The organism is Luteibacter sp. UNCMF366Tsu5.1, from assembly GCF_900119235.1.
Taxonomy (GTDB): Bacteria; Pseudomonadota; Gammaproteobacteria; order Xanthomonadales; family Rhodanobacteraceae; genus Luteibacter; species Luteibacter flocculans.
On sequence record NZ_FPIS01000002.1, the window covers coordinates 992,905 to 1,006,886 of the forward strand.

Annotated in this window: 13 protein-coding genes; 10 read left to right on the forward strand and 3 right to left on the reverse strand. The window is 66.1% G+C overall.

The genetic code is table 11. The features are described 5' to 3' along the window. Window positions 1-4: 4 nt before the first annotated feature. From BT115_RS13600 to BT115_RS13620, 5 genes are read left to right on the forward strand one after another with little or no spacing between them, the layout of a single operon-like run. Window positions 5-1,894 (forward strand): ATP-binding cassette domain-containing protein, encoded by a 1,890-nt coding sequence (locus tag BT115_RS13600; protein WP_072323218.1) that lies wholly within the window; start codon window positions 5-7, stop codon window positions 1,892-1,894. Continuing rightward, complete coding sequence (locus BT115_RS13605; protein WP_143144562.1) at window positions 1,891-2,811, forward strand: phosphoglycerate mutase; 921 nt, start codon at window positions 1,891-1,893, stop codon at window positions 2,809-2,811. Before BT115_RS13600 ends, BT115_RS13605 begins: the two co-directional genes overlap by 4 nt. Continuing rightward, a complete protein-coding gene (recJ, locus tag BT115_RS13610) occupies window positions 2,808-4,520 on the forward strand; it encodes a single-stranded-DNA-specific exonuclease RecJ (protein ID WP_072323095.1) in 1,713 nt (570 codons plus the stop codon). Before BT115_RS13605 ends, recJ begins: the two co-directional genes overlap by 4 nt. Continuing rightward, the gene (locus BT115_RS13615; RefSeq protein WP_255369424.1) at window positions 4,517-5,503 is read left to right on the forward strand and encodes a multidrug resistance efflux transporter family protein; all 987 of its coding nucleotides are present in this window, start codon (window positions 4,517-4,519) and stop codon (window positions 5,501-5,503) included. The genes recJ and BT115_RS13615 overlap by 4 nt, the downstream gene beginning before the upstream one ends. Before the next feature lie 52 nt (window positions 5,504-5,555). After that, window positions 5,556-6,011: a hypothetical protein gene (locus tag BT115_RS13620; protein WP_072323096.1), complete on the forward strand. Its 456-nt coding sequence runs from the start codon at window positions 5,556-5,558 to the stop codon at window positions 6,009-6,011. A 36-nt stretch (window positions 6,012-6,047) separates the two neighbouring features. On the opposite strand, the gene BT115_RS13625 is transcribed toward BT115_RS13620, so the two are convergent. Next, a complete protein-coding gene (locus BT115_RS13625; RefSeq protein ID WP_072323097.1) occupies window positions 6,048-6,914 on the reverse strand; it encodes an acyl-CoA thioesterase in 867 nt (288 codons plus the stop codon). A gap of 47 nt (window positions 6,915-6,961) precedes the next feature. Then, window positions 6,962-7,516: an N-acetylmuramoyl-L-alanine amidase gene (locus BT115_RS13630; protein WP_072323098.1), complete on the reverse strand. Its 555-nt coding sequence runs from the start codon at window positions 7,514-7,516 to the stop codon at window positions 6,962-6,964. A 45-nt stretch (window positions 7,517-7,561) separates the two neighbouring features. On the opposite strand from BT115_RS13630, the gene BT115_RS13635 reads away from it, so the two are divergent. The 3 genes from BT115_RS13635 to BT115_RS13645 all read left to right on the forward strand — a co-directional run bounded on the left by BT115_RS13635 (window position 7,562) and on the right by BT115_RS13645 (window position 10,715). Next, on the forward strand, window positions 7,562-8,080 hold the full coding sequence (locus BT115_RS13635; RefSeq protein WP_072323099.1) for an alpha/beta hydrolase: 519 nt from the start codon (window positions 7,562-7,564) through the stop codon (window positions 8,078-8,080). Then, window positions 8,077-10,221 (forward strand): bifunctional 23S rRNA (guanine(2069)-N(7))-methyltransferase RlmK/23S rRNA (guanine(2445)-N(2))-methyltransferase RlmL, encoded by a 2,145-nt coding sequence (gene rlmKL, locus BT115_RS13640; RefSeq protein ID WP_072323100.1) that lies wholly within the window; start codon window positions 8,077-8,079, stop codon window positions 10,219-10,221. The genes BT115_RS13635 and rlmKL overlap by 4 nt, the downstream gene beginning before the upstream one ends. A gap of 77 nt (window positions 10,222-10,298) precedes the next feature. Then, window positions 10,299-10,715, forward strand: a complete 417-nt coding sequence (locus BT115_RS13645; RefSeq protein WP_072323101.1) for a hypothetical protein — start codon at window positions 10,299-10,301, stop codon at window positions 10,713-10,715. 386 nt (window positions 10,716-11,101) lie between these two features. Here the strand turns inward: BT115_RS13645 and BT115_RS13650 are convergent, their stop codons facing one another. After that, window positions 11,102-11,536 (reverse strand): DUF6491 family protein, encoded by a 435-nt coding sequence (locus BT115_RS13650; protein ID WP_083527455.1) that lies wholly within the window; start codon window positions 11,534-11,536, stop codon window positions 11,102-11,104. A 183-nt stretch (window positions 11,537-11,719) separates the two neighbouring features. Between BT115_RS13650 and egtB the strand changes: the two genes are divergently transcribed. Together egtB and egtD are read left to right on the forward strand one after the other, a co-directional pair. Continuing rightward, window positions 11,720-12,988 (forward strand): ergothioneine biosynthesis protein EgtB, encoded by a 1,269-nt coding sequence (gene egtB / locus BT115_RS13655; protein ID WP_072323102.1) that lies wholly within the window; start codon window positions 11,720-11,722, stop codon window positions 12,986-12,988. Then, window positions 12,985-13,968 carry an L-histidine N(alpha)-methyltransferase gene (gene egtD / locus BT115_RS13660; protein WP_072323103.1) on the forward strand — a complete coding sequence of 328 codons (984 nt, stop codon included), beginning with the start codon at window positions 12,985-12,987 and terminating at the stop codon, window positions 13,966-13,968. The genes egtB and egtD overlap by 4 nt, the downstream gene beginning before the upstream one ends. Window positions 13,969-13,982: the final 14 nt, after the last annotated feature.

Genomic DNA, 13,982 nt, shown 5'->3' on the forward strand with positions numbered 1-13,982 from the left:
ACTCATGATCTCGTTCCGCAATCTCGCCCTCCGTAGGGGCAGCCGCACCTTGCTGTCGCGGATGGACCTCACGATCCAGACCGGCTGGAGCCTGGGCGTCATCGGCCGCAACGGCTGCGGCAAGTCCACCTTGTTCGCTGCGCTGAAGGGCGAACTGGAGCCCGAGGTGGGCGATCTGGACATGCCGTCGCGGATTCGCCTCGCTTCGGTGGCGCAGGAGACGCCGGCCTTGCCCGATCCCGCCATCGAGTACGTGCTCGGCGGCGACGTCGAGGTGGCGGCCGCGCTCAAGGCGGAGGCCGATGCCTTCGCTGCCGACGATCACGAAGCCGTCGCCGCCGCGCACCTGCGCATCGAGGAAGTGGGCGGGTACGACGCGCGCGCCCGCGCCGGGCGGCTCATGCATGGCCTGGGTTTCGCACCGGAAACGCACGAACGGCCGGTGGCATCGTTCTCGGGCGGTTGGCGCGTTCGCCTCAATCTCGCCCGCGCCCTGATGGCCCCCTCGGACCTGCTGCTGCTCGACGAGCCCACCAACCATCTGGATCTCGATGCGGTGCTGTGGCTCGAAGAATGGCTGCGCCGCTACCAGGGCACGTTGCTCATCATCTCGCACGATCGCGAATTCCTCGACGGCGTGATCTCGCACACGATGCACCTGCACGACGGAACGGCGAAGCTGTACACCGGCAATTACAGCGCATTCGAACGGCAACGCGCCGAGCACCTGCGCCAGCAACAGATCGCGCACGAGCGCGAACAGGCGGAACGCGCGCACCTGCAATCCTTCATCGACCGCTTCAAGGCCAAGGCCAGCAAGGCCAAGCAGGCGCAGTCGCGCATGAAGCGCCTGGAGAAGATGGCCGGCACCGAAGCCGTCCGCGCCGAGCGTTCCTTCAGCTTTTCGTTTCCCGAGCCCGATCGCTTGCCGACCTCGATGCTGCAGCTCGATCACATCGACGCCGGTTACGGCGATCACGTGGTGTTGCGCGACGTGGCCTTCGGCCTCGAATCGGGCGATCGCATCGGTTTGCTCGGCCCCAACGGCGCCGGTAAATCCACGATGGTGAAATCGCTGGTCGGCGAACTCGTGCCGTTGCGTGGCGAACGCGGCTTCCACAAGGACACGCGCATCGGCTACTTCGCGCAGCACACCGTGGAAAGCCTGCGAGAAGGCGCCAGCCCGTTCGATCATCTGCAGGAGAAGGCGCCGAACGCGGGCGCGCAGGTACTGCGCGATTACCTCGGTACCTGGAACTTCCCCGCCGACCGTGCGTTCGAGCCGGTGGATGCGTTCTCCGGCGGCGAACGCGCGCGACTTGCGCTGGCGCTGATCGCCTGGGACAAGCCGAATCTGCTGCTGCTCGACGAACCGACCAACCATCTCGATCTCGACATGCGCGAAGCGCTGGCGGATGCACTGGCGGCGTTCGATGGCGCGCTGGTTCTCGTCTCGCACGATCGCCATCTGCTGGGCATGGTCTGCGACGAGTTCTGGCGCGTGGCGGATGGCACGGTCGAGCCGTTCGACGGCGACCTCGATGACTACGCCCGCTGGCTGCGCAGCCGCGCCACGACGCGCAAGACGGCTGCCGTCGCTTCGGCCCCGGCGGCTGCGCCGGTGCAGGCGTCGGCGAAGGAGCGGCGCAAGCTCACGGCAGAGGAGCGCGAAAAGGAAAAGCCGCTGCGCGCCCGCGTGAAAAAGATCGAGTCGTTGATCGAAGGCATGGATCGCGAACTCGTCGCCATTGAAGCCAAGCTCGCCGATCCCGCCGTCTACGAAGGTTCCACGGCCGACCTCATGGCGCTCGGGCAGCGTCAGGCGGCATTGCGTGGCGAGAAGGAAACGCTCGAACTCGAGTGGCTCGGCATCCTCGAACAGATCGAGGCGTGACCGTGGCGCCCATGCTTCATGTGCTGCTGCCTGGGCGCGAGAAGCTTGCCTCGGCGCCATCGTTTGCCGCCTGGGTCGCGCGTGGCACCGCCTTGCCCGCCGCTGTGCCCGGTTACCTGGGTGCCTTGTCCGAACATTTTCGCTGGCCCGAGGGGCCCTTGCCGGTCGCCGCGCTGATCCGCCAGTCGGTGGTCGGCGATGCGGAAGGCGCGCTCTGGCTTTGCGCAGACCCCGCCTGGATACAGGCGGAACTGAATGGTGCGCGCCTCCTGGCCTGCGGCAATCTCGCGCTCGACGGCAACGATGCAAAGGCACTCGTCGATGCGCTGGCGGAGACGTTCGACGCAGAAGGCATGCAGCTGCACATCGGCGATGCGGCGCACTGGCAAGTTCGCTTGCCGAGCTATGCCGAAGTGCCCGCATTTCCCGAGCCCGAGGACGCCCTGGGGGCCGACTTCTTCACGCAGTTGCCGCAGGGCGACGCCGGCCGCCGATGGCGTGCCTTGCTCAACGAAGCGCAGGTCGTATTGCATAACCATCCCGTCAATCGTCATCGCACACGGCAGGGTCTGCCGCCGGTGAACAGCGTCTGGCTATGGGGTGCGGGCACGCTGCCCGCATGGGTGGAGACGGGCCTCAACCGCGTCTACAGCGACGACCTCGTGGCCTGGTCGCTCGCCCATCGTGCCAACGTGGACGTGCAGGCGCGTTCGCAGTTCGCGCGCCTCGATTCGGCCAACGCCGCCTGCGAAATGCTCGATCTTCAGGACATCCAGCCGGATGCTTTCGAACGTACGTGGTGGCCCGCCATCGAAGCGCGCCTGCTGGCCGGTGCGGATATCCGCCTGGCCTTCGCCGATGGGCAGCGCGTGAGCCTGCACCGCCGCCACCGTCTTCGCTTCTGGCGCAAGGCATGACGGCGACGATCTGGCGCCAGCGCATCGTGACGGCGGCGCCGAGCGGCTGGCCTGCGCACGTGCATCCGGTCATCCAGCGCATCTACGCCGCGCGTGGCGTCTGCACGCCCGAAGACGCGGAACACCGTCTCGCACGCCTGTTACCGCCACACCTGCTGGGCGGCATGGAGCGGGCCGTTGCGCTGCTCATGCGCGCCATTGAAGCGGATCAGCGCATCGTCATCGCAGGCGACTACGACTGCGACGGTGCCACGGGCACGGCGGTGGCGGAGCGCGGTCTGCGCCTGCTCGGCGCGCGCCACGTCAGCCACGTGGTGCCGAACCGTTTCGTGCACGGCTACGGGCTCAGCGAGGCATTAGTGGCGTCGCTGGAGCCCACGCCCGATCTCATCGTTACCGTCGATAACGGGGTGGCGAGCGTGGCCGGTGTTGCGGCGGCGCGTGCACGTGGCATCGCAGTGCTCATCACGGACCATCATCTGCCGGGCGACACGCTGCCGGATGCCGACGCGATCGTGAATCCGAACCTTGCCGACGACGGATTCCCGAGCAAGGCGCTGGCCGGTGTCGGCGTGATGTTCTATCTGCTGCTCGGCCTCCGCGCGGCGTTGCGCAACGCGGGGCGTTTTCCACAGGGCGAACCGGACCTCGGCGCGCTGCTGGATCTCGTGGCGCTCGGTACGGTCGCCGATCTGGTGCCGCTCGACTTCAACAATCGCGTACTGGTGGAAGCGGGCCTGAAACGCATGCGCGCTGGCAAGGCCTGCGCGGGTATCACGGCACTCATCGAAGCGAGTGGTCGCTCGTTCGCGACCGTCGGCGCCACGGATCTTGCGTTTGCCGTCGGGCCGCGCCTCAATGCGGCCGGTCGTCTCGAAGACATGTCGCTCGGCGTGGCTTGCCTGCTCACCGACGACCAGGGCATCGCACGGCGTTACGCGGAGCAATTGTCGGCGATCAACCAGGAGCGTCGCGACATGCAGGCGGGCATGGTAGAGGAAGCCGAGACCATGGTGGCGCGTGCCGCGCACGTGGACGCCGTCGGCGTTGCCTTGTTCGATCCGGGTTGGCATGCCGGCGTGGTGGGCCTCGTCGCTTCCAAGCTCAAGGAAAAACTGCATCGGCCGGTCGTGGCGTTCGCGCCTGCGGGAGACGACAGCGACGAGCTGCGCGGCTCGGCACGTTCGATCTCGGGTTTCCATATCCGCGATGCGTTCGCGGAGATCGACGCGAAGCATCCGGGGTTGATCTTGCGCTTCGGCGGTCATGCCATGGCAGCGGGGCTCAGCCTTCGTGCCAGTGACATCGAGCGCTTCGCGGCGGCGTTCGACGCGGTGGCGCGGCGACATCTCGATGAGGAACGCCTGCAGGCTCTCGTCCATACCGATGGCGAACTCGACTACCGCGACCACACGCTCGATCTCGCGCGACAGTTACGTCATGCGGGACCGTGGGGGCAGGCGTTTCCGCCTCCGCTGTTCGAGGCGCGGGTCGAGTGCGCCTCATGGAAGCCGATGGGTAGTCGTCATCTGCGTTTGCAACTGCGCCATACGCAAGGCGGTGCGCCACTGGATGCCGTGATGTTCAACTGCTACGACGGTAGGCCGCCGCCGACGCGCATGCGCGTGGCGTACGAACTCTCCATCAACGATTGGCAAGGCCGGGAGAGCCTGCGATTGTTGCTGACGCACATGGAAGCGAGCGCGTGATCGTTCGTACCGGTCGCGCCACGTCTCTGGGTGCGATCCTCATTGCGCTGCTTTCCGCGCTGTTCTTCACGCTGACCTACGTGCTCAATCGCGCCGTCGTGAGTGGCGGCGGCCATTGGCAGTGGGCGGTGATTCTGCGTTACCTCATCACCTTGCCCTTGTTGGCCGCGGTACTGCCGTTTCAGGGCGGTACGGGCGCCTTGCCTCGGGAGTTGCGTGCATATCCGCGCACCTGGCTGCTGTGGAGCAGCGTGGGTTTCGTGCTGTTCGGCGTGCCGCTGACCTGGGCGGCGAGCAGCGGGCCGTCATGGCTGGTCGCCGGCAGCTTCCAGATGACCGTGCTCGCGGGACCGTTGATGGCGCCCTTCATCTACCGTGACGAGCGGGCACGCTGGCACGTGGCGCCGCTGGCGATTGGCGCACTCATCGTCATGGGCGTGATGATGTTGCAGTTCGGCCACGCGCACGGCGCACTCGATGCGTCAGCCTGGCTGGCCGTGGGCGCCGTCGTGTTTGCCGCCTTCGCCTATCCGCTCGGCAACCGAAAGATTCTTCTGCATCTGGAGCGCACCGGCACCCAGCTCGGGGCCGTGCAACGAGTGTTCGGCATGACGCTCGCGAGTTGGCCGCTGTGGTGGATCCTCGCCGCCATCACGTGGTTCACGGTGGGCGCGCCGACCTGGACCGAGGTGCTGCTTGCTGGCGGCGTGGCTCTCTCATCCGGCGTGATCGCCACGGTGTTGTTCTTCCACGCGACGGAGCGGGTAGGGCGCCGGCCCACGGCGCTGGCCGCCGTGGAGGCGATGCAGGCAGCCGAACTGCTGTTCGCCACCGTCATTGGCGCCGTGTTCCTGCACGAGGCGGTCCCCGGGCCCGTGGCCTCCACGGGTGCTGTCGTCATTGTCATGGGCATCGTGCTGTTTGCCCGGGCCAGCGGACGCGAAGCCGTGGTCGACGATGCGTCGGCCGATCGAGGTGCTTGACCCGCCGGGGCTCCGACTGGCGTAGGCTGGCCGAAGTCTCGCTGGAGGTGTCATGAAAACCCTCGTTCTCGCCCTGCTGTTTGGACTGTCCCTCACCGCGTCCGCGACGCCTCCGCCCGGCACGCACCGGGAACCCGCTCCCGCGCCCGATCCGATGCAGCACTTCTCGTGGCGCGACGACGCGGCCGGCTACACCTTCGTCGCTCCGCCGCGCTGGGCGGGCAAGGTGCGCGCCATACCGCTGGCATCGGCCGACCTGTCCGCGTCTGGCGCGCTCAGCGGCGTGCGCTTCGTCGCCGGCAATCGCACGCTGCTGGTGCTGCTCACCTCCGACGAGACGCGGGCCAAGGCGTTGACAGCCACCGGCGCCACCGAGCTGTCGCGACACGATGGACACGTCGTGGCGTTCAAGGCGGCTTCGCAGACCGGTAGCCTCGCACTCACCGCTGCCGAGCTGGCTGCGGCTGTGCAATGGGATGGTGGTGCTGCGGGCAGCGTTGCCAGGTAGCGGCACCGGGCCGCCACCTGTTGCAGCCCTCGATCGCTAGCCCTCGCGGACGCGAATCAGCCCTTCCTGCGCCGTGGAGGCCACGAGGACGCCGTTGCGGGTGTAGATCATGCCGCGCGCCAAGCCGCGTGCGCCCTGCGAGGTGGGGCTGTCGAAGGAGTAGAGCAGCCACTCGTCGATACGGAACGGGCGATGGAACCACAGCGCATGGTCGAGGCTCGCCATCTGCATGTTGCGGGTCAGATAGGAAATGCCATGCGGCAGCGTGGCCGTGCCGATCAGGTGGAAGTCGGAGGCATACGCCAACAGCGCCTGATGCAACGACAACGTGTCGGCGATCGGTGCGGTGAGGCGGAACCAGATGTGCTGGTACGGCGGTCGCTTTGCCGGGCGCAGTTCGTCGCGCGGCCACACGTGGCGGAATTCGAACGGGCCATCGATGCCGAGCCAGCGCTGCGTCTTCTCCGGCAACCGGCCGAGTTGTTCGGCCGACATGGCGGGCATGGGCTCCACGTCTTCCGGTGCCGGCACCTCGGGCATCGACATCTGGTGCTCATAGCCCGCTTCGGGTTCCTGGAACGAGATGGAGCCGTTGAGGATCGGCTGTCCGTGCTGGATCGCGACCACGCGGCGAGACGAGAACGAACCACCGTCGCGCGTGCGCTCCACGCTGTAGACAATCGGTGCGTTGATGTCGCCGGCACGCAGGAAATACGCATGCAGCGAGTGCGCCTCGCGGCTCGGGTCGACGGTGCGCTGCGCAGCGGACAGGGCCTGGCCGAGCACCTGGCCGCCGAAGACGAAACGGGTGCCGATATCGCGACTCTGGCCTCGGAACAGGTTGTCTTCGAGGCGTTCGAGTTCGAGCAGTTCGACGAGTTCGCCGACGTGGTTGTCCGACATGGGTGTCCCTGGCATGAGAGGTGCGCGAAGCCGCCAGTATAACGGGGCTAGGTGCCGAGCCTGCCGAGCCGAGACGGGTCGTAGGCGCGCGCCCAGGGGAACTGCGGACCCGGATCGCGCTTGCGCGGCACCTCGTTTTCGGGATCGTCGCTGGCCGGCACGGTGGCGGTGTCCAGGTCTTCGTGCCCGGCGATGTGGCGCAGCGACGGAAAGCGTTCGACGAGATGATCGAGCAACGCTCGCAGCGCATCGATCTGTTTCTCGGGGTAGGGCTCGGTCATCGTCTGCCGTGCCGAGTGGAACCAGTCCGGGTAGCGGCCGGTGTTCACCAGTTCGATGCCGATCGAGCGGGGGTTGTAGCCGCGGGTATGGTGGGCGACGCGCAGCGGGTCCACGTAGCAGAGCACCGAGCCGTCGCGGTCGATGTAGTAATGGCCGCTGTTGCCCGCACCGGAGTCGTAGAGCACACGCTCGCCGTACTCGCGTGCCATCGCCAGGTCGGGCAGTTCGGTGCAGTGGATCACCACGAGGTCGATATTGCCGGGCTGCCGTTCCGGCAGCAGGGTCTCGTAGGGCAGGGGGGCGTGAAGGATGTCGATCATGCCGCTTTGATAACATAGCCGGTCATTCCGCGTACGGAGACCGCCATGCGCGGCCACATCATCCTTTCCCATGGGTCCGATTCCGGCCCCGACGCCACCAAGGTGAGCGCGCTGGCGGCCGTGGCCGAATCGCTCGGCTGGCGCACCTCCCGTCCGGACTATCGCGAGGACGACGCGCACGGCCATGCCGGCTGCATCGATCCGCGGCTGGTGCGGCTGGCCGCCGAGATCGCCGCATCGCCGGCACCGCCGGTGCTGGTCGGTTCCAGCATGGGCGCATTCGTGTCCGGGCTCGCATCGCTCGATGCGCCGGTCGCCGGTCTGTTCCTGTTGGCCTTGCCGGCGCGCATTCCCGGCTATCCCCGTGCCTTCGCCGCACGCCCCGGGGTGCCGTCGTTCCTCGTCCATGGCTATGCCGACGACGTGTGTCCCCTGGACGAGGCGCTGGACGTCGCTCGCCATCACGCGATGCCTGCCCTGCTGGTCGAGGACGACCACCGCCTGTCGGCCAGTCTTCCCGACATCGAAGCCGAGTTCCGCCGTTTCCTGGGCCGATTCGCATGACCGCTTTCTTCGCCACCTGCCCGAAGGGCCTGGAATACCTGCTCAAGGACGAACTGGTCGCGATCGGCGCGGAAGACGTACGCGAGGCGCTGGCCGGCGTGTCGTTTGCGGGCACGATCGAAACCGCCTATCGCGCCTGCCTGTGGTCGCGCATGGCCAGCCGCGTGCTGCTGCCGCTCGCCGAGTTCGACGCCGCCGACCCGGAGGCTCTGTATGCGGGCGTGCAGGACATCGACTGGGCCGAGCATCTTGCGCCGCACGGCACGCTCGCAGTGGACGCCAACACTGCGATGAGCAAGCTCACCCACAGCCAGTTCATCGCGCTCAAGACCAAGGACGCGATCGTGGACCAGTTCCGCGCGGCAAGCGGCGCGCGTCCCGATGTCGATCCCGAGGAACCGGACGTTCGTGTGAATGTGCGCGTCCGGCGCGATCGCGCCACGCTGTCGATCGATCTGTCCGGTTCACCGCTGCACCGCCGCGGCTGGCGCGAGCAGCAGGGCGAGGCACCACTGAAGGAAAACCTTGCAGCGGCCATGCTGGTGCGCGCGCAGTGGCCGCGCATCTACGCGGAAGGCGGGGCGCTGGTGGACCCGATGTGCGGCTCGGGCACGCTGCTGATCGAAGGTGCGCTCATGGCGGCCGACGTCGCGCCCGGTCTGCGCCGTGATTACTACGGATTTCTCGGTTGGTTGAAGCACGACTACGCGCTGTGGCGCGGCATCTACGATGAGGCGAAGGCACGAGCCGATGAAGGCTTGCGTGCGCTCCGCCCCGTGTTCTTCGGTAGCGACTCGGACCCGCACATGGTGCAGACGGCCAAGCGCAACGCGCAGAGCGCGGGCGTAGCCGGTTTCATGCATCTGGACCGCCGCGATGCGGTGCATGCGGAGCCGCCGCCGGAGACGCCGCTCGGCCTCGTCATCACCAACCCGCCGTACGGCGAACGTCTGGGCGACCGCGCCGAGTTGCCGCAGCTCTATCGCGATCTGGGCCAGGCGCTGAAGGATCGTTTCGCAGGATGGCGTGCCGCCGTGTTGGCGGGCGACGAGGAACTCGGGCGGGCGCTTCGCCTCAGCCCCGACAAGCGTTACGCGCTCTACAACGGCGCTCTGGAAACGCCGTTGCTGACCTTCGCCCTGCGCGCACGGGACGAGGCGCCGCGCGAAGCCAAGCCGCTCTCCGCGGGCGCGCAGATGCTGAAGAACCGGCTGGAGAAAAACATCCGCCATCTGCGCAAGCGTCTGGTGCGCGAAGGGATCACCTGCTGGCGCGCCTACGACCAGGATCTGCCCGAGTACGCCGCGGCGATCGACGTCTACGAAGACTGGCTGCACGTGCAGGAATACAAGGCGCCGCAGGACGTACCGGTCGACGTGGCGCGGTCGCGCATGCGAGAGATCGTTCGCGTTGCGGGTGAGGTGTTGGGCGTGCCGCGCGAGCGCATCGCCGTCAAGACGCGCGAGCGCGGCAAGGGCGGCTCCAAGTACGGCCAGTTCGACCAGAAGGGGGAGTTCGTCGAGGTGCATGAGGGTGGCCTGACCTTCCTCATCAACCCCACCGATTACCTCGATACCGGTTTGTTCCTCGATCACCGGCTGGTGCGCGCGCGCATTCGCGAGCTGGCCGCCGGCAAGCATTTCCTGAACCTGTTCGCTTACACCGGAACGGCCAGCGTCTATGCCGCCGCGGGTGACGCGCGGGATACGACCACCGTCGACCTGTCCGGCACGTATCTCGATTGGGCGTCGCGGAACCTGGCCCTGAACGGCTTTACGGGTAACCGCCATCGCCTGGTTCAGGAAGACGCCTTCACCTTCCTGCGCAGCCGATCGATGCAGTACGGGCTCATCTACGTCGATCCGCCGACCTTCTCGAACTCCAAGAAGGCGGATGACTTCGACGTCCAGCGCGATCACGCGGCGCTATTGCTCCTATGCGCCGATCGTCTGCTGCCGGACGGCGTGATCGTGTTCTCCAACAACTACCGCCGTTTCCAGCTTGATCGCGAGGCGCTGGAACCCCACTTTTCCATTGAAGACTGGAGTGCTGCGAGCATCCCGTTCGACTTCGCCAGACGCCACGATATCCACGGCTGCTGGCTGCTTAGGAAGCCGTTCGTGAATCCGTGGAAAACGTGAAAACGGGGTGCAGAAAACTTCAGTTCGGATTCAGTGCCGGAGCGCGAATCTGCGCTCAACACCCGGAGGTAACTGTCATGAAAGGTAAGTTCGTCAAGTCGTCTCTCGCCCTCGCTGCTGCGGGTCTGATGGCTTTCGCGCCGAGCGCCTTCGCCCACGGACCGGGATACTGGGGCGGCGGGTATCGCGGCGGTTACGGCTACCACGGCGGCTACTACGGCGGTTATCGCGGCGGTTACTACCACGGTGGCGGCCACTACGATCATGCGGGCCGTTGGATCGCTGGCGCGATCGTCGCTGGCGCGGTCGTCGGCCTCGTTGCCAATGCCACAGCGCCGCGCACGGTGGTGTACGACGACCGTCCGGTGTACTACAGCCGTCCGGCCACGGTGGTCTACGAAGACGCCCCGGTCGTCACGCGCCGCGTCACCACGACGACCACCTACGTGGACGATGGCTACGGCACGCGTTACGTCCGCGACGACGGTTATTGATCCATCCGTCGGCTCCATGACAAAAAAGCCCGGCTCACGAGTCGGGCTTTTTTTTGTTGCGTACTACCGGGAAGGTCGCGATTTTTTCCGGTAACGGAGCGCAGCTCTGCGGTCTGAGCCTGTTCGGCTCTCCCGACACGCGACCTCAGTCATCGCGGGAGTCTTCGGTGTCTCTCCTGGAGGCGAGTTCCGCACAAGAGAGCGGCCGACGGCCCATAGGTTCATGGGCCGCGCCAGCGGCCTTCCTTTTCGAACGCGGAGGACCTGTCCGAAGCAGCGAGGGGGGACACCGAAGGCCCTGGCCTCACCGTCCAAATATGTCTGGCGTTTGTCCTTGTGAACCGATCCGGCAGGCGCGTCACGCCTGCCGTGGGTACGACGAAAGATCAGTGCACCATGCCGTTGGGCTCGGCGCCCGACCCGCTGCGCTTGGCCTTCTTCTTGAGGTGGTCGAACGTTTTCTCGTCGATTTTTTCCACCGACTGGATCTGGCACGGCGGATCGTCTCGGCGAACGATCTGCTCGTTGATGCCGCCGCAAATGCGCATGCCTCCGATAGCCTTGTCGCTTTCCGAGGCGCGGAAGTGGACGCCGCCGCCCAGGTCCATGCGCGGGCAGGCGACCGTGGTCTTCACGAGGAAACGGTTGGGTCCGTTGCGCACCGTGAGCGTCCGGTCGTCGATGACGTTCCATTCGTTGATCTGGTCAGTGCGCAGGCAGTCGGCATACGGGAGTTCCTGGCGCGCCTGGGGGCGTGCGTCCTGCGCCTGCACGGCACAGGTGACCAGCAGAGAGGCGGCAAGCAGGTAGCGGACGTTCATGGCGCGATCCTCCTCAAGGGGAGCTTAACGTTAAGCCCGAACGGGCCGGCAGGCGAGAGTGCATGCGGGCCGGGTGCACTGGCCGTTAAGGTGGCGGCAGGCTCCGCTCACGTCGGTTGAACGCTTTCTCGGGCATCGTTTCGCACTGACGGCGGCATCCGCCAGCCTCTTCGGAACTCGCGCATGACCGTCCGCCCGCTCGGCATTCCCGACCCATCGCCTGCCGGCGCCGGCCCCATCCAACGTTTCCTGCACGTACGCCACCGTACGGCCGAGCTGGCTTCGCGCCTGCGCCCGGAAGATGCCCTGGTGCAGTCGATGCCGGATGCGAGCCCCACCAAGTGGCATCTCGCGCACACGACATGGTTCTTCGAGCGTTTCGTGCTGATGCGCGACGAGGCCTATGTACCCGCGAACCCGGAATGGCATTACCTGTTCAATTCGTATTACCAGTCGCTTGGCGAGATGCATGCCCGTCCGCGGCGCGGCATGCTCACGCGGCCGAGTCTGGACGAGGTGCTGGCCTACCGGCGCCGGGTCGATGACGCGGTGGCCGAACGTCTCGCACAGGGCGACGACGACGCCTTGCCGTCACTGGTCGGGCTGGGTATCCAGCACGAGCAGCAACACCAGGAACTCATTCTCACCGACATCAAGCATGCGTTTGCGCAGAACCCGCTGGAACCGGTCTATGCGGTCGATGCACCGCGCGCATTGTCGGTGGCAGCGCCGCCGCTCGCGTACGTGCCGTTCGACGAAGGCGTGGTCGAGATCGGTCATGCCGGTGGCGAATTCGCATTCGACAACGAAGGCCCCCGTCATCGTACCTATCGACAGGCGGGTTCCCTCGCCAATCGTCCGGTGACGAATGCGGAATACATGGCGTTCGTTCGCGATGGCGGTTACCGCGATCCCATGCTGTGGCTTTCCGACGGATGGGCCACCGTGCAGGCCGAACGATGGCAACGGCCCTTGTATTGGGACGAAGCCCTCGAAACCGAATTCACGTTGCAAGGGCGCCGCGCGATCGATCCGCACGCACCGGTCTGCCATATCAGCTATTTCGAAGCCGATGCGTTCGCGCGTTGGGCCGGTGCGCGTCTTCCCACTGAAACGGAATGGGAAACGATGGCGGTCGATGTGCCCGTGCGCGGGAACCTTCAGGACGCGGGTATGTTCCAACCGCGTGCCACGTCGTTCGAGACGTTGCTCGGGCAGATGTATGGCGACGTTTGGGAATGGACGATGAGCCCCTATGTCAGTTATCCGGGCTTTCGTCCGTTGGACGGAGCACTTGGCGAATACAACGGCAAATTCATGAACGGACAGTGGGTGCTTCGCGGCGGCTCTTGTGCCACGCCCGACGACCACATCCGTGCGACCTACCGCAACTTCTTTCCTCCCCATGCCCGCTGGCAGTTCACGGGGATACGACTGGGAAACGATCGATGAGCGCTCAACCGAAAGACATCCGTGTCGACGACCGTCATCCGGATATCGAGGACACCCTCGACACCGTGCGTCGCGGTCTCGCTGCCAAGCCGAAGAAGCTGCCCTCGCGGCTGTTCTACGACGAGCGCGGCTCGGCCCTGTTCGAGGCAATCTGCGAGCAGCCGGAGTATTACCTGACTCGTGTCGAGATCGCGCTCATGCAGGAGCATGCCGCGGACATGGCGCGCACCCTCGGACCGGACGTTCGGCTGGTGGAATACGGCAGCGGCAGCGGCATCAAGACCGGCGTATTGCTGGAACATCTGGAAACGCCCGCAGCCTATGTGCCCGTCGAGATCTCGCGCACGGCGCTGTTGGACAGCGTGGCCGAACTCGCCTCGCGTTTTCCAAACATTCCCATGCAGCCGGTATGTGCGGACTTCACCCAGCCGCTGCGGCTGCCTGTCGCCATGCGTCCGCCGCGTCGCACGGTGATCTATTTCCCGGGTTCGACCATCGGCAACTTCGAGACGAAGGAAGCCATCCGGATCCTTCGCCAGATGCGTACGGAAATGAGCGACGGCGGCGGCATTCTCGTGGGTGTGGATTTGAAGAAAGATCCCGCGATCATCGAGGCCGCTTACAACGATGCAGCGGGCGTCACCCGCGACTTCACGCTGAACATGTTGGTACGGCTCAACCGCGAACTGGGTGCGGACTTCGACCTCGACGCGTTCCAGCATCGCGCCCGTTACAACGCCATGGCGGGTCGCATCGAAACAGACCTGGTGAGCACGAAGCGGCAGGACGTGCACGTGGGCAGCGATACCTTCGCGTTCCGCGAAGGCGAAGCCATGCACGTTGAATACAGCTGCAAGTATTCGTTGGACGACTTCGCGCAGATGGCCGCCAAGGCGGGTCTGTCGGTCGCCAAGGTGTGGATGGACGACGAACGCCGCTTCAGTGTGCAGTATCTCGTGCGCTCAAGCCCGGTGTCCTGATCGACATCACGGGC